A 20267-nucleotide genomic window follows, 5' to 3' on the forward strand; every position below is an offset into this window, starting at 1 on the left:
GACCGCGTACTGACTCTCTTCCCGTAAGGGCCCGGGCTTCCGCGCGGTCGACCGGCCATGATCGTCGACCGCGTCGGGCCCTCAGATGCCCAAGACCAGTTTCGCCGTCGTGAAGTAGATGATCAGGCCGGTGGCGTCGACCAGGGTGGTGACCATCGGCGCGGAGACCACCGCGGGATCGATGCGCAGCTTCTTGGCCAGCAGGGGCATGGTGCCGCCGATGGTGGCGGCCCAGCCGCAGATCAGCACCAAGGTGATGCCGACGACCAACGCGATGCGCGGACCGACGAACAGGGCGCCGATCGCCAGGCCGACCGACGCCAGCAGTGACCCGAGCACCAGACCGACGCGACATTCCCGCCAGATCACCCGGAACAGGTCCGACACGCGGACCTCGCCGACCGCCACCGCGCGCACGCAGGCGGTGGCGGCCTGCGCGCCCGCGTTACCGCCCGCGCCGATCAGCAGCGGGATGAACAACGCCAGATGCGCCGCCTGCTGCAAGGTGCCTTCGAAGAAGTCGGTCACGCTCACCGTGAGGGTCGCCGCGAACAGCAACAGCAGCAGCCACAGCGCGCGGTAACGGGCCAGCTGGAACACTCCGGCGGCCATGTAGTGGCCTTCCCACGGCGCCGACCCGGCCTGCAGCGCGACGTCCTCGCTGTCGGCGGCCTCGATCACCTCGACCGCGTCGTCGATGGTCAACAGCCCGACCAACCGGTCCTCGCTGTCCACCACCGGCAGGTTGATGTCGTTGGTCTCGCGCATCAGACGGGCCGCCTTCTCCGCGGCATCGGTGGCGCGCGCGAAAGCGGGCTCGGTGACCACCAGTTCCGACACCATCGTCTCCGGCTTGCTGAGCACCAGTTCGCGCAGCTCGACGATGCCGGTCAGACGCCTGCCCGCGTCGACGACCGGCAGCGTGTACACCGTCTCGGCGTTGCCGCCCTTGGCCCGCACCATGCCGAGCGCCTCGGCCACCGTGAGGTCGCGCGGCAGCGCCACCACCTCCGGCGTCATGTACTGCCCCGCCGAGCCCTCCGGGTAGCCGAGCAGGCTCGCGGTCATCCGCCGCTCGCGCGGGCTCAGCCCGGCCAGCGCCTTCTTGGCGACCTTGGCGGGCGCCTCGCGCAACATGCGGGCGCGATCGTCGGGCGCCATGCCCTCGACCAGGTCGCGGAAGCTCTGATCGCGCAGCCCTTGCAGGATCTGCTGCTGGTCCACCGGTTCGAGTTCTTCGAAGACGGCCAGCGCCTGGTCTTTGTCGAGCAGGCGGAACGCCATCCCGGCCCGCACGGCGTCCATCCGGGCGAGCTGATCGGCGATGACGTGCGGCGGGTGGTTGCCGAGCCAGTCCAGCGCGGCGTCCACGCGACGGGTTTCGACGATGTCCTGCAGGGATTCGGACAGCGTCGGACGTACTTCGATGATGTCGGTTTGCGACATGAGAGGACCTCAGCACATGCGTGAGTGAACGGAGAACGCGAAATTCACACCGCGGGCGCCGGCCCCTGCCGTCGCGACCTGATCAGGAATGCGAAGGGGCGGCGCCGCGCGGCCTTCGACTGGGAGGTTCGCTGCGCATCGCTACCCCACCTCCCTCTCGTCGTGGCCGCGGATCTCGGTATCCGCACCGTTCTGGTCAACATCACGGGACGCGAGAACGTCCTCGTGCAGCTTACATCGCTTCGGAGACGATGATCACCTTACGACGGACCGCTGTGACCGATGCCGCTCCGCACCGGTGTCGGCGCGTCGCGCGCCACACCACGAACCCCCGCCCCCGTTCATAGGCCATCGACCGCCGTAAGACAGGGTTATACGCAGTCGGCGTCGAACTGTTGCTCCCATGCTTGGGAACCGGGACAGTGTGTGCCAAGCAAGTACCCCGAACCATCGGGCGCTTACCCGCACCAGTTCAGCTCACGGAAGTCTCGAAGTGTCGACAGCCACCGCCTTGATCCGCCGTCGCGCGGTCGACTTCATGCGCGTTTCGCACGGAATCTGTTGCCGCTGAAGCATCGCGGCCCGCATCTCCGACCGGAACCCGCACGGTCGTCCACCGCCGCATCGCTCCCGCTGTGGTGTCTCCGGACGCCGGGCGTCACATCGCACGGCGTCTTCTCGTCTTCGAAAGAACAACAATGCCTTTCCCCCCATCGTCCCGGCGCGTCGCCCGCGCTCTCTCCGCCGCCGTAGCGGTGGTCACCGGCCTGTCCGTGCTCACCGGCTGCGGCGAGTCCGCACCCGCCAAGACCGCCGACGGCAAGACCGTGCTGCGCTACCAGGGTGCCACCGGGCAGGTCAGTCCCTTCGAACTAGCCGACGACCTGGGCTATTTCACGAAGATCAGCTTGCACTGGGAAGGCGATACCACCAGCGGCCCCGCCAATATCCAGGCGGCGGCGACCAACCAGGTCGAATTCGGCAGCGCGTTCAACGGCGCGGTGGTCAAGCTGATCGCAGGCGGCGCGAAGGTCACCTCGGTGCTCAGTTCCTATGGCGCGGACGAGCAATCGTTCACCGGCTACTACGTGCGCGACGACTCCGGCATCACCTCCGCGCGCGATCTGATCGGCAAGAAGGTCGCGCTCAACACCCTGGGCGCGCACCACGAGTTCATCACCAGGGAGTGGCTGCATCAGCAGGGCCTCACCCAGGACGAGATCAAGCAGGTGCAGCTGATCGTCGTGCCCCCGGCCAACACCGAGGAGGCGCTGCGCAAGGGACAGGTCGACGTCGCGGCCTTGGGTAGCGTGTTCCGCGACAACGCCGTCCAGCGCGGCGGCATCCACCCGCTCTACACCGACAAAGCCATCTTCGGCACGTTCGACTACGGCACCTACGTCTTCCGCAACGACTACATCGCCAAGAATCCCGAAGCGGTGGAGGACTTCGTGCAGGGCACCGCGCGCGCGATCCGCTGGCTTCAGGTGACGCCGGGCGATCAGGTGCGCGAACGGTTCGTCCAGATCATCGGCAAGCGCGGCCGCAACGAGAACACCAGCTTGGTGCCGTACTGGCACAGCTCCGGCATCCCGGTGCCGGGCGGGGTGGTCGCGGAGAAGGAACTGCAGATCTGGATCGACTGGCTGGTGCGCAACGGCGAACTGCCGAACGGCAAGTTGAAGGCAGCCGATCTGTTCACCAACAAGTTCAACCCCTACGCCAACGGCAAGTACAAGCCGGAGGCGGGACCGACCGGAGAGGTGGTGGCCGCGAAATGACCACAGCGACGAAACTATCGCTCACCGCGGTGCGCAAGGAGTTCGCGGTGCGCGGCTCGCAGGAGCGGTTCACCGCCCTGCAGGACATCTCGCTGGAACTGCGCGAGGGCGAGTTCCTCGTGCTGGTCGGCCCGAGCGGGTCGGGCAAGTCCACGCTGCTGGACCTGCTCGGCGGCCTGAGCACACCGACCTCCGGTGAGATCCTGCTGGACGGCAGGCCGATCACCGGCCCCGGCCTCGATCGCGGCATCGTCTTCCAGCAGTACGCGCTGCTGCCCTGGCGGACGGCCCGCGCCAACATCGAATTCGGGTTGGAGGCCAAGGGTTTGCGCCGCAAGGAGCGTCGCGCACTCGCCGAGCACTACCTGGAGCTGGTCGGGTTGTCCGGCTTCGGCGACCGCTACCCGCACGAGCTGTCCGGCGGCATGAAACAGCGCGTCGCGATCGCGCGCAGCCTGGCGTTCGATCCCGAGGTGCTGCTGATGGACGAACCGTTCGCCGCGCTCGACGCGCAGACCCGGGAGTCGTTGCAGGACGAGCTGTTACGCATCTGGCGGGCCACCGGCAAGACCGTCCTGTTCATCACCCACGGCATCGATGAGGCGGTGTACCTCGGCCAGCGAGTGGCCGTGCTGACCTCGCGGCCCGGCCGGATCAAGGCCATCGTCGACGTCGAGATCGACCGCGACACCGACGACGACGTCCGCTCCTCCCAGCGCTTCCGGGACTACCGCCACGAGATCTGGACGCTGCTGCACAGCGAGGTCCAGCGGGCCGCGAGCCTGGAACTGGAGTCCTTGTCCGACCACACGGCCGAGATCGAATCCATTACCGAGAGGACGGCCGATGTCTAGTGCCATTCAGCTGAGCGAGCGGCCGGTACGGGGAAGCGCCGCCGCGCCGGCCCGGCCCGCCCCGGTGCGCGAGGCCGAGGCCGCGCCCACCGCCGCGACGCAAGCCGTCCGCGCGGTGAGCCGGTTGGCCTGGCGGGTGTTCAAACCGACGGTCGTCATCGCCCTGTTCCTGCTGCTGTGGCAGCTCGCCCCGACGCTGGGACTGGTGGACGAGGTGTTCCTGCCACCGTTCTCGGTGGTCGCCCAGGCGTTCGCCGACCTGGTGGCGAGCGGGGAGATGTGGACCCACGTCTCCGCGAGCCTGAGCCGTTCGCTGGCCGGGTACTCGCTCGCCTTGGTCGCCGGCATTCCGGTGGGCATCGCGATCGCCTGGTACAAGCCGGTCGCGGACTTCCTGAACCCGATCCTCGAAATGTTCCGCAACACCGCCGCGCTGGCGTTGCTGCCGGTGTTCCTGCTGATCCTCGGCATCGGAGAGACCTCGAAGGTCGCCATCGTCGTGTACGCGAGCTTCTTCCCGATCCTGCTGAACACCATCACCGGCGTGCGCACCGTCGATCCGCTGCTGGTCAAATCGGCGGCCTCCCTCGGTTTCTCGCCGATCCGGCTGTTCCAGAAGGTGATCCTGCCCGCGGCGCTGCCGTCCATCTTCACCGGTCTGCGGATGGCCGCGGCCAGTTCGATCCTCGTGCTGCTGGCCGCCGAGATGTTCGGGGCGAGGGCGGGGCTCGGTTATCTGATCACCGCCGCACAGCAGAACTTCGCGATCCCGAACATGTACGCGGGCATCCTCGCGATCTCGCTGCTCGGTCTGGCCTTCAACGGCCTGCTGGTCGCCCTCGAACGCCGCCTGTCGCGGTGGCGCGCCCCGGCTGAGTCCTGAGCCATGGCCGCCCGCGTCGTGCCAGGAAGTCAGTCGCCGTGCAGGCGCTGACCAAACGTCGCGTCGTCGACTTCATGCGCGTCTGCCGCAGCGCTTGTCGCCCTGCCGCAGACTCCGCCTCTCCGGTTGACGCCGGCCCGATCCGCTAGTTCGAAATGAGTTCTTCCGATGACCGCAGTACACGAAACCCCCGTCTCGACCACCACCGACGACGCGGTGCGCGTCGCCCCCGTCGCCGGTCACATCGGCGCCGAGATCTCCGGCGTCGATCTGCGTGAGCCGCTGACCGACCAGCAGGTCGCGGCCATCACCGACGCCCTGCACACCTACAAGGTGCTGTTCTTCCGCGACCAGCACATCGATCACGCGCAGCAGATCGCCTTCTCCCGGCGCTTCGGCGCGGTCACGCCGTCGCACCCCTACGACGACGACGCGCCGACGGAGTACCCGGAGATCCTCGCGGTCGACAGCAGGCTGTACGAGAAGCGGTTCGGCGTGCGCAAGCACAGCTACACCAACCACTGGCACACCGATGTCTCCGCGCTGATCAACCCGCCCGCGGCCTCCATCCTGCGCGCCGAGATCGCCCCGGAGCGCGGCGGCGACACCGGCTGGACCAACCTCGTGGCCGCCTACGAGAACCTCCCGGAGTCGCTCAAGCGATTCGTCGAGGGGCTGCGTGCCGAGCACCGCTTCGGCGGCAGCAGGCCCGCATGGGACTCCGAGAGCGACTACGCGAAGAAGGTCGCCGCCGCACCGCTGATCACCGAGCATCCGGTGGTCCGGGTACACCCGGTGACCGGCGAGCGGGCGCTGTTCGTGAATCCCGGCTTCACCACCAGGATCGTCGGGCTCAGCCCGAGCCAGAGCGACGCGGTGCTGAAGCTGCTGTTCGACGAGGTCACCCACCCCGCCTACACGGTCCGCTTCCGCTGGCAGAAGGGCAGCCTCGCGTTCTGGGACAACCGGGTCACCGCGCACCTCGCCCCCAGCGATCTGGACCATCTCGATGTCACCCGGGTGCTGTACCGCACCACCCTCGAGGGCGACATCCCGGTCGGCGTCGACGGTCAGCCGTCGAAGTCCGTGGCCGGAGCGAAGTTCACCGGCGCGTAGTCACCGATCAGGCGATATCGGCCGGGCGCACACGCTCCCGGCCGATATCGTGCTATCGCCGCCCCACGTGCCATGGGGTGGCACGAAGTGGCACCACATGGCACACCGCTGATACGATGAGTCCATGCCTGCGCAGCCTGAGATCACCCAGCGCGACCTGCGAAACCGGTCGAAGGAGATCATGGATGCCGTCCAGCGAGGGCAAGCCTTCACTGTCACCCGAGACGGACATCAGATCGGTGAACTGATTCCACTACGCCGACGCCGACGCTTCGTTTCCCGCGCAGAGTTCGCGGCGATGTCGCGCAGCGCGCCGAACATCTCGATCGATGCCTTCCGCGCCGACCAGGCCGCCACGGCCGAACAGGAAGCGGACGACCCGTATGCCCGCTGATTTCGAGCAGGGGCTGCTCGACACCAACATCATGATCCTGCGCAGATGGATCGATCCCGAGCAACTGCCCGAAGCGATGGCGATCAGCGCGATCACCTTGGCGGAACTGTCGGCCGGACCGCATGAGGTCCGGCGCAACGACGAGCAAGACGCCTATGACGAACACGTCGAGCGCGCCCGCCGCCTGGACGTGCTCCAGCGCGCCGAGAACGAATTCGACCCGATCCCATTCGGCGTGGAAGCAGCGCGAATCTACGGCAGGGTCTGCGCGGGCGTCATCAGCGCCGGGCGCAAACCTCGTCGCCGAGTCGCCGATCTGATGATCGCCGCCGTGGCGATCGCCGAAGAGCTGCCGCTGTTCACGACGAACCCGGATGACTTCCGAGGATTGGACCACCTATTGACCGTGGTCGCTGTGACACGCCCGGAAGTGCCGACCGACCTGGCAACCCGCTGAGCGTCGAACACGAACGTCTCTCGAGCGGTCGGGCACATGCGCGAAGGCCACGTTCATTCGCGGTCGGCGGCGAGCGGATGCGGGCGCGGAATTCGGTGCGCCGAGCGCCGAACGGTTGCCAGACCGCGGTGGACTGGTAACAGTGAGGTACGGAAGCCGCGGCGATCGCCGCGGCGGTTCGGGTACACACGAAGGAGATATTCGTGCGCTTCGGCATCTTCATTCCGCAGGGCTGGCGGCTCGATCTGGTCGGCATCGACCCGGCGGACCAGTGGGGGGTGATGCGAGACCTCGCCCAGCGCGCCGATGCCAACCCGGCGTGGGAGTCGCTGTGGGTGTACGACCACTTCCACACCGTGCCGGTGCCCACCGAGGAGGCGACGCACGAAGCGTGGACGCTGATGTCGGCGTTCGCCGCGACCACCTCGCGCGTGCGCCTCGGCCAGATGTGTACCGCGATCAGCTACCGCAACCCGGCCTACCTGGCGAAGGTGGCCGCGACGGTCGACCTGATCTCCGGCGGACGCGTCGAGATGGGCATCGGCGGTGGCTGGTACGAACACGAGTGGCGCGCCTACGGCTACGGCTTCCCCTCCGCGGGCGAACGTCTGGGCCGCCTCGACGAAGGCGTGCAGATCTTCCGGCAGGCGTGGACAACGGGTTCGGCCACCCTCGACGGCAGGTACTACCAGGTGGACGGCGCCATCGTGCGTCCACTCCCCTTGCAGCAGAACGGAATTCCGCTCTGGATCGCGGGCGGCGGCGAGAAGAAGACGCTGCGCATCGCCGCGAAGTACGCCCAGTACACCAACTTCAGCGGCAATCCCGACGAGTTCACCCACAAGTCCGAAGTGCTGCGCGCGCACTGCGCCGACGTCGGCACCGACTTCGACGCGATCGTCCGCAGCTCCAACTTCAATGTCGTCATCGGCGCCACCGAGGCCGAAGTCGAGGAGCGCATCGCGGCGCTGAAAGCCCGCCTGACGCCCGTCATCGGCCCCGACGCGACCAAGTCCTACTTCGAGCAGCTGTACGGCAGCGGCGCCACCACCGGCACCCCCGAGCAGATCACCGAGCACTTGCTCCGCGTCCGCGACCTCGGCCTCGGCTACGCCATCTTCAACTTCCCCGAATCCGCCTACGACACCTCCGGCATCGAACTCTTCGAACGGGAAGTGCTCCCGGCCCTGAGCTGATCCCTTGGGCAGGGGCCGCGGCGGCTGAGCCCCGCGAACCCCTGCCCCGGGCACCACCCCGCGGACGAACTCTCACACCTTGCGGCCGACCGCGGCCCAGCAGTTGACCTGCGAGTCGAGCCAGGACGGTGACTCGCCCTGCGGTCGCCATTGGTTGCTGGCGACGATCCCTGGATCCAGTAGTTCCAACCCGGTGAAAAATCGGGCGAATTCGTCCCGGGTGCGGGTCTGGGCATAGACACCGCTTTGCCGGTACACGTTCAATGCGTCGGTCATCATCTCCGGTTCCAGGTCAGCGGTGACATGCGAGATCACGAGGAAGGAACCCGGCGAAAGGGCATCCAGCAATGTCTCGACGATTCCGTAGGGGTCGTCATCGTCGGACAGGAAGTGCAGCACGGCGACCAAGCTCAGCGCTACCGGACGCTCCAGATCCAGGGTCTCGAGCAGTTCGGACGCGGACAGGATCGCCCGGGGATCCTTCAGGTCGGCGTCGACGTAGGCGGTGCGTCCCTCCGGCGTGCCCGTGAGCAAAGCGCGGGCATGGGACAACACGATCGGGTCGTTGTCCACGTAGACCACCCGCGCTTCCGGCGCCGGCGCCTGCGCCACCTGGTGCAGGTTCGGCTCGGTGGGGATACCGGTGCCGACGTCGAGGAACTGCGTCACGCCCAGCGCGGTGAGCGCGTTCACCGCGCGGTGCATGAACTGCCGGTTCTGCCGGGCCGCGACCCGAGTGGTGGGAAACGCCGCGATCACTTTCTCGGCCGCGTCCCGATCCACCTGGTAGTGGTCTTTCCCGCCGAGGACGTAGTCGTATATCCGTGCGCTGCTCGGCACGCTCGCGTCGTGAATCGGCTTGAGCGGCTTGCCGCCGAGATCGGTCATCCTGGTTCCCATCACTACCGGATTGCTTCTGCCCCAGCCTATTCCAGAAGCGAACGCCGCACCGCACGTAGACGGCGGCCCGGGACCGGCTTGTGGCGGTTGCCCACCTGCCGACTGTGCCGCTCGACCGCGAAACCCCTCGGCCCTGAGCAGCAGAAGACGGTGACGCTTCCCGCCGCACGGGACGCGTCACCGTCTTCGTCAACGAACTACAGCATGCAGGAGACGCAACCCTCGACTTCGGTTCCCTCCAGCGCCATCTGGCGCAGCCGGATGTAGTAAAGGGTCTTGATGCCCTTGCGCCAGGCGTAGATCTGGGCGCGGTTGAGGTCGCGGGTGGTGGCCGAGTCCTTGAAGAACAGCGTCAGCGACAGGCCCTGGTCCACGTGCTGGGTGGCCGCGGCGTAGGTGTCGATGATCTTCTCGTAGCCGATCTCGTAGGCGTCCTCGTAGTACTCGAGGTTGTCGTTGGTCATGTAGGGCGCCGGATAGTAGACGCGCCCGATCTTGCCTTCCTTGCGGATCTCGATCTTCGACGCCACCGGGTGGATGGAGCTGGTGGAGTGGTTGATGTAGGAGATCGACCCGGTCGGCGGCACCGCCTGCAGGTTCTGGTTGTAGATGCCGTGCTCCATGACCGAGGCCTTCAGCTCGCGCCAGTCGTCCTGGGTCGGGATGTGCACGCCCGCGTCGGCGAACAGCTGCCGGACGCGCTCGGTCTTCGGCTCCCACACCTGATCGGTGTACTTGTCGAAGTACTCGCCGCTGGCGTACTTCGATTCGGGGAAGCCGCCGAAGTAGGTGCCGCGCTCGATCGCGATCCGGTTCGAGGCGCGGAGCGCGTGGTACACCACGGTGTAGAAGTAGATGTTCGTGAAGTCGATGCCCTCGTCGGACCCGTAGTGGATCCGTTCGCGCGCCAGGTAGCCGTGCAGGTTCATCTGCCCGAGGCCGATGGCGTGCGAGGAGTTGTTGCCCTGCTCGATGGACGGCACCGAGTAGATGTGGGTCTGGTCCGACACCGCCGTCAGCGCTCGGATGGCCACCTCGATGGTCTGCGCGAAGTCGGGCGAGTCCATCGTCTTGGCGATGTTCAGCGAGCCGAGGTTGCAGGAGATGTCCTTGCCCACCTTGGCATACGACAGGTCGTCGTTGAACTCCGACGGCGTGGAGACCTGCAGGATCTCCGAGCACAGGTTGGAGTGGGTGATCTTGCCCGCGATCGGGTTGGCCCGGTTCACCGTGTCCTCGAACATGATGTACGGGTAGCCCGACTCGAACTGCAGCTCGGCGATGGTCTGGAAGAACTCGCGCGCCTTGATCTTCGACTTGCGGATGCGCTTGTCGTCGACCATCTCGTAGTACTTCTCGGTGACGTCGATGTCGGCGAACGGCTTGCCGTAGATGCGCTCCACGTCGTAGGGCGAGAACAGGTACATGTCCTCGTTCTTCTTGGCCAGCTCGAAGGTGATGTCCGGGATGACCACGCCCAGCGACAGCGTCTTGATGCGGATCTTCTCGTCCGCGTTCTCCCGCTTGGTGTCCAGGAATCGGTAGATGTCGGGGTGGTGCGCGTGCAGGTAGACCGCGCCCGCGCCTTGGCGCGCGCCGAGCTGGTTGGCGTAGGAGAACGAGTCCTCGAGCAGCTTCATGATCGGGATGACGCCCGAACTCTGGTTCTCGATCTTCTTGATCGGCGCACCGTGCTCACGAATGTTGCTCAGCAGCAGGGCGACCCCGCCGCCGCGCTTGGACAGCTGCAACGCGGAGTTGATCGAGCGCCCGATCGACTCCATGTTGTCCTCGATGCGCAACAGGAAGCAATTGTGGACGACCGTACCGCGGATCGAGTAGGTGTGGGTGTCCTCGACGTGGAGGTTGTACACCTTCTCCGGGATCTCGGTGGTGTGCTCGACAGCGCGCACGCCGTATACCTGGCGACCGTGCACGACCTGGTACGTCGCACGCTTCGTGCCTTTGCGGCCGACGTAGTTGTACAGGTTCTTGCCGATGTCGAAGATGAAGTCTTCGTTGTTGCCCGGCAGGCCGGGGACGAATACCTGGCCGGTCGTTTTGCCCGCCCGGTTGACGTAGCTACGGACGACCGACACGATGCCGAGGCGGCGCAGGATCAGCTGCACCTGGTCGATGAGCTCGGGGTTGACCAGGTCGAGCATCATGCCGCCTGATGTGCTGCAACCATCGCCGCGGAACAGCCCGGCCAGCAGGCCTCGTTGGAAGTCCTCGTCGGCGGTGAGCGCATCACCGCTCAATCGTTTGGTGCCATAACCCGTCCCAGCCAAGGACAACAGCAGCGATGCGACGATCTTGCTGTTGCACACCATCCGGGTGGAGTGATCGGAGTGGTTGGTGTGCAAGGACAGATCGACCCCGAACACCTGCTTGAATGCCATGCCGAGTTCGACGTGGTATTCGACCTCATGCGCGCCGAGGGTGAAATGTACGCCGTTGGGCACGCTCACGTCGGTCGACCGCTTGGACACGTGGCCTTCGGCCAGATACCAGCCGAGGATGAGGCCGAGTTCGTAGGATTCCTCGACAAAGCGGTTGACCGCTACGAAACGCTGGTTGTGGCGCTGCTTATTGCGGTGCTTGGCGTCGGTGTTCACCTTCTGGATCAGCCCGTCGACCTCTTCGTACACACCTTCGCCGGTGTGCTCCATGAGGTCGAACACGCGCCGGTCCCGTTCGCCCAGCGGCGCGGTGGTCACGATGAAGTCGGTCGGGTGCACGTCCCGCGCGGCCAGCCACACGAAACCGTTGAACGGGTCGGCGCCGTCCGCGTCGATGAGCGTGTCGACCTCACGGGTGGTCCACACCAGGATCGGATGCTCAGGGGTGCATCGGATCGGCTCCTTGTGGCCGAAGTGTGAAATCGAGACCAACGCTTGGTGGTTGGGATTCTCGATCAGCGCCTCGACCGCACGGTAGGAACCGTCGTGGGACAAGACCCGGTCACCCGGCTTCAGCGTCTCGATGGCGCGTGGACCGTCGATCGTGTCCACCGGTGTACCCGCCGGGAAGCACGACACCGGCTCGCCGCGCTGCTTCTTGCCCGAGTTCAGGAAGGTCGGGGTGGCCGGCTGGAAACGGCCGTCGATGATCTCGTCGACCAGCTTGCTCGCCAGCGCCTCGTCACCGGCGGCGAGCGTGAGCGCGACCATGCACACCCGGTCCTCGAACCGCTCCAGGTAACGCTTGCCGTCGAAGGTCTTCAGCGTGTACGAGGTGTAGTACTTGAACGCGCCGAGGAAGGTGGGGAACCGGAACTTCTTGGCGTACGCCTGCTGGAACAGCTTCTTGATGAACTCGCGGCTGTACTGCTCGAGTACCTCGGCCTCGTAGTAGTTCTCGTCGATCAGGTAGTCCAGCTTCTCGTCCAGGTTGTGGAAGAAGACGGTGTTCTGATTGACGTGCTGCAAGAAGTACTGGTGGGCGGCCTCACGGTCCTTGTCGAACTGGATCTCCCCGTTCGGACCGTACAGGTTCAGCATCGCGTTGAGAGCGTGGTAGTCGAGGACCTCGCCCGCGTCGCCGCCGCGCACCGGGGGCTGCTCTAAGCGAGCTGTCTTTCCGGCCGGTGCTGTCGTTGCTGTTGCCAAAACAATCCCAATCCCTCTCGGACGCGTTCGACGTCCTCAGCGGTTCCCATGAGTTCGAAGCGGTACAGGTACGGCACCCCGCACTTGCGCGCGATGAGTTCGCCCGCATAGCAGAAGGTGTCGCCGAAGTTCGTGTTGCCCGCCGCGATCACCCCGCGCAGCAGCGCGCGGTTGTGCGGATCGTTGAGGAACTTGGCGACCTGCCTGGGCACGAAGTCCTTGTCGGAACGATCGCCACCCAGCACGGGCCGACCGCCCCCATAGGTGGGGACGATCAGCACGTACGGACGGTCGACGCGCAGTGAGTCGGCGGTGTGCAGTGGTATGCGAGTCGCCGGGAGGCCCAGCTTCTCGACGAAGCGATGCGTGTTCTCCGAAGCGCTGGAGAAGTAGACCAGCGCCGTCGTCTCCGACATGGTCGCCTTCCCCTTTTCGGGAGCGCCGCGGCGCTCGCCCATCGGATGAACCGGATGCGCGTCAGGCCGCCACGGTCGCGAGCGACTTGATGCGGTCGGGCCGGAAGCCCGACCAGTGATCGTCTCCGGCCACCACGACCGGCGCCTGCAGGTACCCGAGTGCCATGACGTAGTCACGCGCCTCGTCGTTCTCCGAGATGTCGATGACCTCGTAGTCCACCCCGGCCTTGTCGAGGGCCTTGTAGGTGGCGTTGCACTGGACGCAAGCGGGCTTGGTGTACACGGTGACGGTCATTGGTATCCCTCTCTCCTTGTGCCTGATCCACAGCCTGTGATCCGTATGCAATGCACGATCCGACGTATGCTGCGCAAACTCCTGGATCCGAGCCCGAATCCCCTGATCAGCCACCTGTGCCGAGCGAGGTCTCCAGCCGTCTTCCAGTACCGAAGACACTACACCTAGTGGCCGACAGATTCCTACAACACGACATGTAGCGAGTCACATTGATGAAATTCCACGGAGAGAAGTACCAGTACGCTCGATTCACCCCCCGGCCAAACAGTGGCGCAGATCACTTTTCGGCGCGTCAGCTTACTTTCAGCAAACTTTATGGGCAACGAAGAGGGCCACCGCCGCGCCCCGCGGCGATGGCCCTCGTTCAGACCGGAGGAGGAGCTTACACCGAGGCCAATTCGCCGCGCGTGGCCTCCACCAGATCGCGCACGGTGCCGGCCAGCTGGGTCAGCGCCTCGGCGTCGTCGCGCGGATGCGTGGCGGCGAACCGCTCGCCGATGACCCCGAAGTGCAGGTGCGCGGACTCGACCACCCGCGCGCCGGCCACGCCGAGCGCCTTGACCGCGTCACCGTGCGCCCACTGCGCGGCGTTCGGGCTGATCGACGCGCTCACCACGGCGGCGGGCTTGCCCTTGATGGCCCCGGCTCCGTACGGACGGGAGGCCCAGTCGATCGCGTTCTTCAGCACCGCCGAGAGCGTGCCGTTGTACTCGGGAGTCACCACCAGCAGGCCGTCGGCCTCGGCGACCGCGTCGCGCAGCGCCTGGGCGGCGGCGGGAACGGAGCCGGGGACGTCGATGTCCTCGTTGTAGAACGGGATGTCGGCGAGCCCCTCGTAGAGGGTGACCTCGACACCCTCCGGCGCGGTGTGCGCCGCGGCCTCGGCGATCCGCCGGTTGACCGAGGCCGCGCGCAGGCTGCCGACGAGTGCGAGAATGCGGGTCTGGCTCATGACGACTCCTGGTGTACTGATGAGTGATGTCCGTACGTTCACCACACACTAACCGGACCATGGTCCGATTACTTCCCGCGGAGTCTGCGTGAGCGCTGTGAACTACCCCACACCGGACGTGTCCCCCGACGGCGCGCCCCGGCTGCTCGACGTCGGCACGCCGTTGCCCGGCACGGCGGAACCCGCCGAACGCGCCGACGCGGCGCGCAACCGCCGGCTCCTGCTGGACGCGGCGCAGCAACTGGTGCGCGAGCAGGGCGTCGACAGTCTCACCATGGACGCCCTGGCCAAACGCGCGGGGGTCGGCAAGGGCACGGTGTTCCGGCGGTTCGGGAGCCGATCCGGACTGTTGCTCGCGCTACTGGACCACTCGGAACGGAAATACCAGGAGTCGTTCATCTTCGGGCCGCCGCCGCTCGGCCCCGGCGCGCCTCCGGTGGAACGATTGATCGCCTTCGGGCGCGCCCGGCTTCTGGACATCGAGGTGGCGGGCGAGCTGCACCGCGCCGCCGAACTCGGGGAGGCGAGCGAACGCTATTCCGGTGGGCCCTACAGCTTGCTGCGCGCGCACGTCACGATGCTGCTGCGCGAGGCCGAGATGCCGGGCGAGGTCACGCTGGTGGCCGACTGGCTGCTGGCGATGCTGGGTGCGGCGCTGGTCATGCACCAGATGCAGGTGCTCGGCTACACCCGCGAGCAGATCGGGGACAACTGGGAGCGCGTCGTTCGGCGCGTTGTCGCCCGCTGAGTCATCAGTAGACTCGGGCGCCATGGGGAACCTGCGCGAACAGATCATCAGCGAATTGGGTGTCCGGCCCACGATCGAACCGAAGGACGAGATCCGCCGCCGGGTCGACTTTCTCAAGGACTATCTGAACGCGACGCCCGCACGAGGTTTCGTCCTCGGGATCAGCGGCGGGCAGGACAGCGCTCTCGCGGGCCGGTTGTGCCAGCTCGCGGCCGAGGAAGTGCGCGCGGACGGCGGGGACGCGACCTTCCTCGCCGTCCGGCTGCCCTACGGCGTGCAGGCCGACGAGGCCGACGCGCTCACCGCGCTGACCTTCATCCGGCCCGACCGGCAGGTCGTGGTGAACGTCCGGCCCAGCGTGAACGCGGCGGCCGCGGAGACGGCGACGGCGTTGCAGACCGACCAGCTGCGGGATTTCGTGCGCGGCAACATCAAAGCGCGCGAACGCATGGTGATCCAGTACGCGCTGGCCGGGCAGGAGAACCTGCTCGTGGTCGGCACCGACCACGCGGCCGAGGCGGTCACCGGATTCTTCACCAAGTACGGCGACGGCGGCGTCGATCTGACTCCGCTCACCGGTTTGACCAAGCGCCAGGGCGCAGCCCTGCTCCAAGAACTCGGCGCGCCCCCCAGCATCTGGGCCAAGGTGCCCACCGCCGATCTGGAGGACGACCGGCCCGCACTGCCCGACGAGGAAGCGCTCGGTCTGCGCTACAGCGAGATCGACGACTACCTGGAGGGCAAGGAGGTCACCCCCGAGGTCGCCGAACGGCTGGAGAGCATCTTCCGTAACACCCGGCACAAGCGCACCGTCCCGGTGTCGCCGCTGGACACCTGGTGGCGCTAACGGACCTCGGCGCACGACGCGGCATACGGCGCCGCGCCGACGCCGGAAAAGCCGCCGTCGACAGCTGACACAGTTGCTCGTGGCGGCTGAGGTGTCGGCGCGGCCTATCCGCCCGCGAAGGGCGGCAGGACGTCGACGCGCGGGCTCAGCGCGACCGCGGGGTCACGGGTGAGTTCGTCGCCGACCAGATAGGCGCACACCGACAACATCTTGTCCAGGTCGGGGCCGTAGGTCGCCGCCAGGCTCGCGCGCAGGTCGGCGACCGTCGCTCCGGCCGGGAAATCGATGGTCTCGCCGTCCTTGCCGACGGCGTCGGCGATCGCGGCGAAATAGCGGATCTCAACCACCGATGGCTCCCATCGTCCGCTCCGGGGGGACGAAGCCCTCGGCGTCGATGCCGTGACCTGCCCACTTGTTCCACATCGCCCCGCGCCACAGCGTCGCGACCTCGTCGTCGCCCGCGCCGGAGCGCAGCGCCTGACGCAGGTCGAATTCCTGGTCGCTGAACAGGCAGGAGCGCAGCATGCCGTCCGCGGTGAGCCGGGTGCGATCGCAGGTGTCGCAGAACTTCCTGGTGACCGTGGCGATGATGCCGACGGTGCCGGGACCCCCGTCGACCAGCCACTTCTCCGCGGGGGCCGACGGGTCGGGGCGGCCCACCTCGTCGAGGGAGAACCGGGTGCCGAGCACGCCGAGTAGTTCGGCGGCGGTGACCATGTTGGCGCGGGCCCACTCGTGGTCGGCGTCCAACGGCATCTCCTCGATGAAACGCAGCTCGCAGCTCTCGTCCAGGCACCAGCGCAGCAGATCGGGCGCGCCGGCGAGGGTTTCGCGCATCAGGACGGCATTGACCTTGACCGGGGCCAGTCCGGCGGCGCGAGCGGCGCGGATGCCCGCGAACACCGACTCGAGACGGTCGCGGCGGGTCAGCCGGGCGAATCCGGCCCGGTCGACGGTGTCCAGCGAGACGTTCACCCGGTGCAGACCGGCGGCGGCGAGCCCGAGGGCGCGGTGCTCGAGTCCGATGCCATTGGTCGTCATGGCCAGCGGGATGTGCGGCACCGCGGCGTGGCAGCCCGCGATGATCTGTTCCAGGTCGCGGCGCATCAGCGGCTCGCCCCCGGTGAACCGGACCTCGCGCACCCCCAGCTCGCGCACCGCGAGGCGCACCAACCGGACGATCTCGTCCACCGTGAGCAGCTCGTGCCGGGGAATCTCCGGCAGCCCCTCCTCCGGCATGCAATAGGTGCAGCGCAGCGAACACTTCTCGGTGATGGATACCCGGAGGTCGCGGGCGACGCGTCCGAAACGATCCAGCAAGTAGGGGGTGTCGGGACGGCCGGCGAGCGAGGGACGCCCGGAACGCACCGTGGGAATCCCGATCTCGACCAGAGTCACACGTCCATTATGACCGCCTGTCCCGATTCGTCTGTGGGCGGAATGCTCTACTTCGGCTCACCGCGGCCGCGAATCGGCGGTGAGGGCTCGCACTGGCTCGGATGACCGCGGCGCGGCGACGGACGCGGAAAACCGCCCGGATCGGGCGTTAGGCTGACTCCCATGAACCCTCGGCCCGCCGACGTCGCGGCCAGGCCCGTCGACGACCACCGCGACAGCATCGAACAGCTGCTGCGGCCGCTGGCCGCGCGCGCGGTCGAGTCCGTCCCGATAGCGCGGGCGCTGGGCAGGCAACTGGCCGAAGACGTCCGCTCGCCGATCGAGCTGCCGGTGTTCCGCAACTCCGCGATGGACGGGTACGCGGTGCGGGCCGACTCGGTGCTGGTCGCGCCGGTCACCCTGCCGTTGGCCGGGGTCGTCGCCGCCGGCGCCGCGGGCCGGGCGCCGCTGCCGCACGGCGCGGCGATGAAGGTGATGACCGGTGCGCCGATGCCGCCGGGCGCGGACTGCGTGGTGCCGGTGGAGGACACCAGCGCGGGCGACGGCACGGTGACCATCGAACGCGGCCGCGGCGCGGGCGAATTCGTGCGGGAACCGGGCACGGACGTCCGCGCGGGCGACCTGCTGGCACGGGCGGGCACCGTGCTCGCCCCCCGGCATGTCGCCGCCCTGGCCGCGGTGGGGTTGTCCGCGGTGGAGGTCTTCCGCGCGGTGCGCGGTGCGGTGATCACCACCGGCGACGAACTGGTCGCGGCCGGGAAACCGCTGCGTCCCGGCCAGATCTACAACTCCAACGGCGTCGCGCTCGCCGCGGCCCTCGCGGCCAACGGCGTCGAGGTCGTCTCGGTGGCGCACAGCACCGACGATCCGGCGCGTTTCCGCGCGTTGCTGTCGGCCGCGCTGGAGCGCGCCGATGTGGTGTTCACCTCCGGTGGTGTGTCCAAAGGCGACTTCGAGGTGGTCAAGGACGTGCTCGAACCGTTGGGCGGGCGGTTCGGCTCGGTCGCGATGCAACCGGGCGGCCCGCAGGGGCTGACCGTCGTCGACGGAGTGCCGGTGCTCAGTTTCCCCGGCAATCCGGTCAGCACGATGGTGTCGTTCGAAGTGTTCGCCCGTCCGATCCTGCGGCGTCTCGCCGGTCTGCCCGAGGTGGACGCCTACGAACTTCCCCTGTTCAACGCCGTGGCGCGCTCGCCGGAGGGCAAGCGTCAGTTCCTGCGGGGCAAGCTGATCCGCGAGCATCAGGGCGAATCGTGCGCGCACGGACGGCCCCGGGCGGTCGAGGTGGTGTCCGGTCCCGGCTCGCATCTGGTGGCGGCGATGGCGAACGCCGACGTGCTGATCGATGTGCCCGCGGAGGTCACCGCGCTGCCCGCAGGGGCGCTTGTGCGAGTCTGGTCCTTATGAGCGAGCTGTCCCATGTCGACCACGAAGGCCGTGCCCGCATGGTCGACGTGAGCGAGAAGAGCGAGACCACCAGGATCGCCGTCGCGGCAGGCGAGTTGCGCACCACGGCCGAGGTGGTCGCGCTGGTACGGGCCGACGACATGCCGAAGGCCGATGTGCTGTCCACCGCTCGCATCGCGGGCATCGCGGGGGCGAAGAAGACCTCCGAACTGATCCCGCTGTGCCATCAGCTGGCGTTGTCGTCGGTGCGGGTGGAGTTCGGTTTCACCGAGAGCGCCATCACCATCGAGGCCACCGCGAAGACCAAAGGTCCCACCGGCGTCGAGATGGAGGCGTTGACCGCGGTCGCGGTCGCGGGGCTCACCCTGCACGACATGGTGAAGGCGGTCGATCCCGCGGCGGTGCTCACCGGCGTGCGCCTGCTCTCCAAAGAAGGCGGCAAACGCGGACATTGGGAGCGCCCGCAGGACGCGGCCGCCGACGAGGGCGAGGTGGAGCCCACCGGCGACGACCTGTCCGCCGACGCGGACGAGCAGGACACCTCCGACTACGTCGAGCCGGAATTCGGCGAGGACGAACGCTCGGCCGTGGTGCTGGTCGCCTCGACCGGGGTCGCGGCGGGCACCCGCGAGGACACCACCGGTCCGATGCTCGTGGACTGGCTGTCCGGCCTCGGCTTCTCGGTGCGGGGCCCGCTGGTCTACGCCGACGCCGAGATCGAGTTCGGCCTTGCCGACGCGCTGCGCTTCGAACCGGCGCTCGTCATCAGCACCGGCGGAACCGGCGCCTCCCCCACCGACGCGACCCCCGAAGCGACCCTCGCCTTGCTCGATCGCGAACTACCCGGTGTGGCGGAGGCGATCCGGCAGCGCGGCACCGCGAAGTTCCCGCTCGCGGCGCTGAGCCGCGGCGTGGCCGGGCTGGCGGGGCGCTCGGTGATCGTGAATCTGCCCGGCTCGCCGGGTGGCGTGAAGGACGGCATCGCGGTGCTGGAGCCGCTGCTGGATCATCTGCTCGCACAAGTCGCCGGAGGTGGAAGTCATGACAACGGCTGAGGCCACGGTCCGGCTCGCCCGGATCAGCGACCAGCCGCTGGACCCAGCGGAGGTCGAGGAAGCGGTCTCGGGACCACATTACGGCGGGGTCGTGGTGTTCACCGGGAAAGTCCGCGATCACGATGGCGGGCAGGCGGTCTCGGCGCTGGAATACTCCGCGCACCCGCAGGCGGAGCGGTTCCTGCGCAACGTCTGCGCGGACCTCGCCGCCGCCCACGGTTTGCCGGTCGCGGCCGTGCACCGCGTCGGCTCGCTCGGCATCGGTGACCGCGCGATCGTCGTCGCGGTGGCGGCCGCGCATCGTGGCGCGGCGTTCGCCGCTTGCTCGGAACTGGTGGACCGGATCAAGCACGAAGTCCCGATCTGGAAGCGCCAGTTGTTCGCCGACGGACTGTCCGAATGGGTGAACGCCTGCGGGTGATCCGACCGTGACATGAATCTCATGACGAATCAACACGGCCGGTATAGCGTGTGCGCGCGGTATCGCTTCACTCGGAGACCGGCGGCGCGC

Annotated in this window: 19 protein-coding genes and 1 pseudogene; 12 read left to right on the plus strand and 8 right to left on the minus strand. The window is 67.6% G+C overall.

All coding sequences use genetic code 11. The features are described 5' to 3' along the window. Positions 1 to 81 precede the first annotated feature (81 nt). Entirely contained in the window at positions 82 to 1446 is a 1365-nt protein-coding gene (gene mgtE, locus NB3_RS06245) for a magnesium transporter (protein WP_067797808.1), read from the minus strand. 698 nt (positions 1447 to 2144) lie between these two features. Between mgtE and NB3_RS06250 the strand changes: the two genes are divergently transcribed. The 7 genes from NB3_RS06250 (at position 2145) to NB3_RS06280 (ending at position 8127) form a co-directional block, all read left to right on the plus strand. Further along, entirely contained in the window at positions 2145 to 3227 is a 1083-nt protein-coding gene (locus NB3_RS06250; RefSeq protein ID WP_067797811.1) for an ABC transporter substrate-binding protein, read from the plus strand. After that, the gene (locus tag NB3_RS06255) at positions 3224 to 4081 is read left to right on the plus strand and encodes an ABC transporter ATP-binding protein (protein ID WP_067797814.1); all 858 of its coding nucleotides are present in this window, start codon (positions 3224 to 3226) and stop codon (positions 4079 to 4081) included. Before NB3_RS06250 ends, NB3_RS06255 begins: the two co-directional genes overlap by 4 nt. Beyond that, the gene (locus NB3_RS06260) at positions 4074 to 4964 is read left to right on the plus strand and encodes an ABC transporter permease (RefSeq protein WP_067797817.1); all 891 of its coding nucleotides are present in this window, start codon (positions 4074 to 4076) and stop codon (positions 4962 to 4964) included. Before NB3_RS06255 ends, NB3_RS06260 begins: the two co-directional genes overlap by 8 nt. A 168-nt stretch (positions 4965 to 5132) precedes the next feature. Then, complete coding sequence (locus NB3_RS06265) at positions 5133 to 6080, plus strand: TauD/TfdA dioxygenase family protein (protein ID WP_067797819.1); 948 nt, start codon at positions 5133 to 5135, stop codon at positions 6078 to 6080. A gap of 124 nt (positions 6081 to 6204) precedes the next feature. Beyond that, positions 6205 to 6474, plus strand: coding sequence for a type II toxin-antitoxin system Phd/YefM family antitoxin (locus tag NB3_RS06270; RefSeq protein ID WP_067797822.1), 270 nt, complete (start codon positions 6205 to 6207; stop codon positions 6472 to 6474). Then, entirely contained in the window at positions 6464 to 6931 is a 468-nt protein-coding gene (locus tag NB3_RS06275) for a type II toxin-antitoxin system VapC family toxin (RefSeq protein WP_067797824.1), read from the plus strand. Before NB3_RS06270 ends, NB3_RS06275 begins: the two co-directional genes overlap by 11 nt. Before the next feature lie 203 nt (positions 6932 to 7134). After that, positions 7135 to 8127 carry an LLM class F420-dependent oxidoreductase gene (locus NB3_RS06280; RefSeq protein ID WP_067797827.1) on the plus strand — a complete coding sequence of 331 codons (993 nt, stop codon included), beginning with the start codon at positions 7135 to 7137 and terminating at the stop codon, positions 8125 to 8127. A gap of 72 nt (positions 8128 to 8199) precedes the next feature. Here NB3_RS06280 and NB3_RS06285 read toward each other — a convergent pair whose 3' ends face one another. The 5 genes and pseudogenes from NB3_RS06285 to NB3_RS06305 form a co-directional block, all read right to left on the minus strand. Then, entirely contained in the window at positions 8200 to 9015 is an 816-nt protein-coding gene (locus NB3_RS06285) for an SAM-dependent methyltransferase (protein WP_218020533.1), read from the minus strand. 209 nt (positions 9016 to 9224) lie between these two features. Further along, positions 9225 to 12560, minus strand: a pseudogene (nrdE, locus tag NB3_RS06290) (class 1b ribonucleoside-diphosphate reductase subunit alpha); the annotation flags it as partial. Positions 12561 to 12592: 32 nt separating this feature from the next. Continuing rightward, the gene (gene nrdI, locus NB3_RS06295) at positions 12593 to 13054 is read right to left on the minus strand and encodes a class Ib ribonucleoside-diphosphate reductase assembly flavoprotein NrdI (RefSeq protein ID WP_067798461.1); all 462 of its coding nucleotides are present in this window, start codon (positions 13052 to 13054) and stop codon (positions 12593 to 12595) included. A gap of 61 nt (positions 13055 to 13115) precedes the next feature. Then, positions 13116 to 13349, minus strand: coding sequence for a redoxin NrdH (locus tag NB3_RS06300; protein WP_039799742.1), 234 nt, complete (start codon positions 13347 to 13349; stop codon positions 13116 to 13118). A 382-nt stretch (positions 13350 to 13731) separates the two neighbouring features. After that, entirely contained in the window at positions 13732 to 14301 is a 570-nt protein-coding gene (locus tag NB3_RS06305) for an NAD(P)H-dependent oxidoreductase (protein ID WP_067797830.1), read from the minus strand. Between the two features lie 142 nt (positions 14302 to 14443). Between NB3_RS06305 and NB3_RS06310 the strand changes: the two genes are divergently transcribed. Together NB3_RS06310 and nadE are read left to right on the plus strand one after the other, a co-directional pair. Further along, positions 14444 to 15049, plus strand: coding sequence for a TetR/AcrR family transcriptional regulator (locus NB3_RS06310; RefSeq protein ID WP_067798464.1), 606 nt, complete (start codon positions 14444 to 14446; stop codon positions 15047 to 15049). A gap of 22 nt (positions 15050 to 15071) precedes the next feature. Continuing rightward, on the plus strand, positions 15072 to 15896 hold the full coding sequence (gene nadE / locus NB3_RS06315; RefSeq protein WP_067797832.1) for an NAD(+) synthase: 825 nt from the start codon (positions 15072 to 15074) through the stop codon (positions 15894 to 15896). 104 nt (positions 15897 to 16000) lie between these two features. Here the strand turns inward: nadE and NB3_RS06320 are convergent, their stop codons facing one another. After that, positions 16001 to 16243, minus strand: coding sequence for a MoaD/ThiS family protein (locus NB3_RS06320; protein WP_067797835.1), 243 nt, complete (start codon positions 16241 to 16243; stop codon positions 16001 to 16003). After that, on the minus strand, positions 16236 to 17294 hold the full coding sequence (moaA, locus tag NB3_RS06325) for a GTP 3',8-cyclase MoaA (RefSeq protein ID WP_067797838.1): 1059 nt from the start codon (positions 17292 to 17294) through the stop codon (positions 16236 to 16238). The genes NB3_RS06320 and moaA overlap by 8 nt, the downstream gene beginning before the upstream one ends. Before the next feature lie 162 nt (positions 17295 to 17456). Here moaA and NB3_RS06330 point away from each other — a divergent pair, with 162 nt between their 5' ends. Genes NB3_RS06330 through NB3_RS06340 form a run of 3 tightly spaced genes read left to right on the plus strand, consistent with a single transcriptional unit; the run spans position 17457 to position 20177 of the window. Continuing rightward, positions 17457 to 18701 (plus strand): molybdopterin molybdotransferase MoeA, encoded by a 1245-nt coding sequence (locus NB3_RS06330; RefSeq protein ID WP_067797841.1) that lies wholly within the window; start codon positions 17457 to 17459, stop codon positions 18699 to 18701. Then, positions 18698 to 19756 carry a bifunctional molybdenum cofactor biosynthesis protein MoaC/MoaB gene (gene moaCB / locus NB3_RS06335; protein WP_067797844.1) on the plus strand — a complete coding sequence of 353 codons (1059 nt, stop codon included), beginning with the start codon at positions 18698 to 18700 and terminating at the stop codon, positions 19754 to 19756. Before NB3_RS06330 ends, moaCB begins: the two co-directional genes overlap by 4 nt. After that, positions 19743 to 20177: a molybdenum cofactor biosynthesis protein MoaE gene (locus NB3_RS06340; protein WP_067797846.1), complete on the plus strand. Its 435-nt coding sequence runs from the start codon at positions 19743 to 19745 to the stop codon at positions 20175 to 20177. Before moaCB ends, NB3_RS06340 begins: the two co-directional genes overlap by 14 nt. Positions 20178 to 20267: the final 90 nt, after the last annotated feature.

This window comes from Nocardia beijingensis NBRC 16342, assembly GCF_001612785.1.
Taxonomy (GTDB): Bacteria; Actinomycetota; Actinomycetes; order Mycobacteriales; family Mycobacteriaceae; genus Nocardia; species Nocardia beijingensis.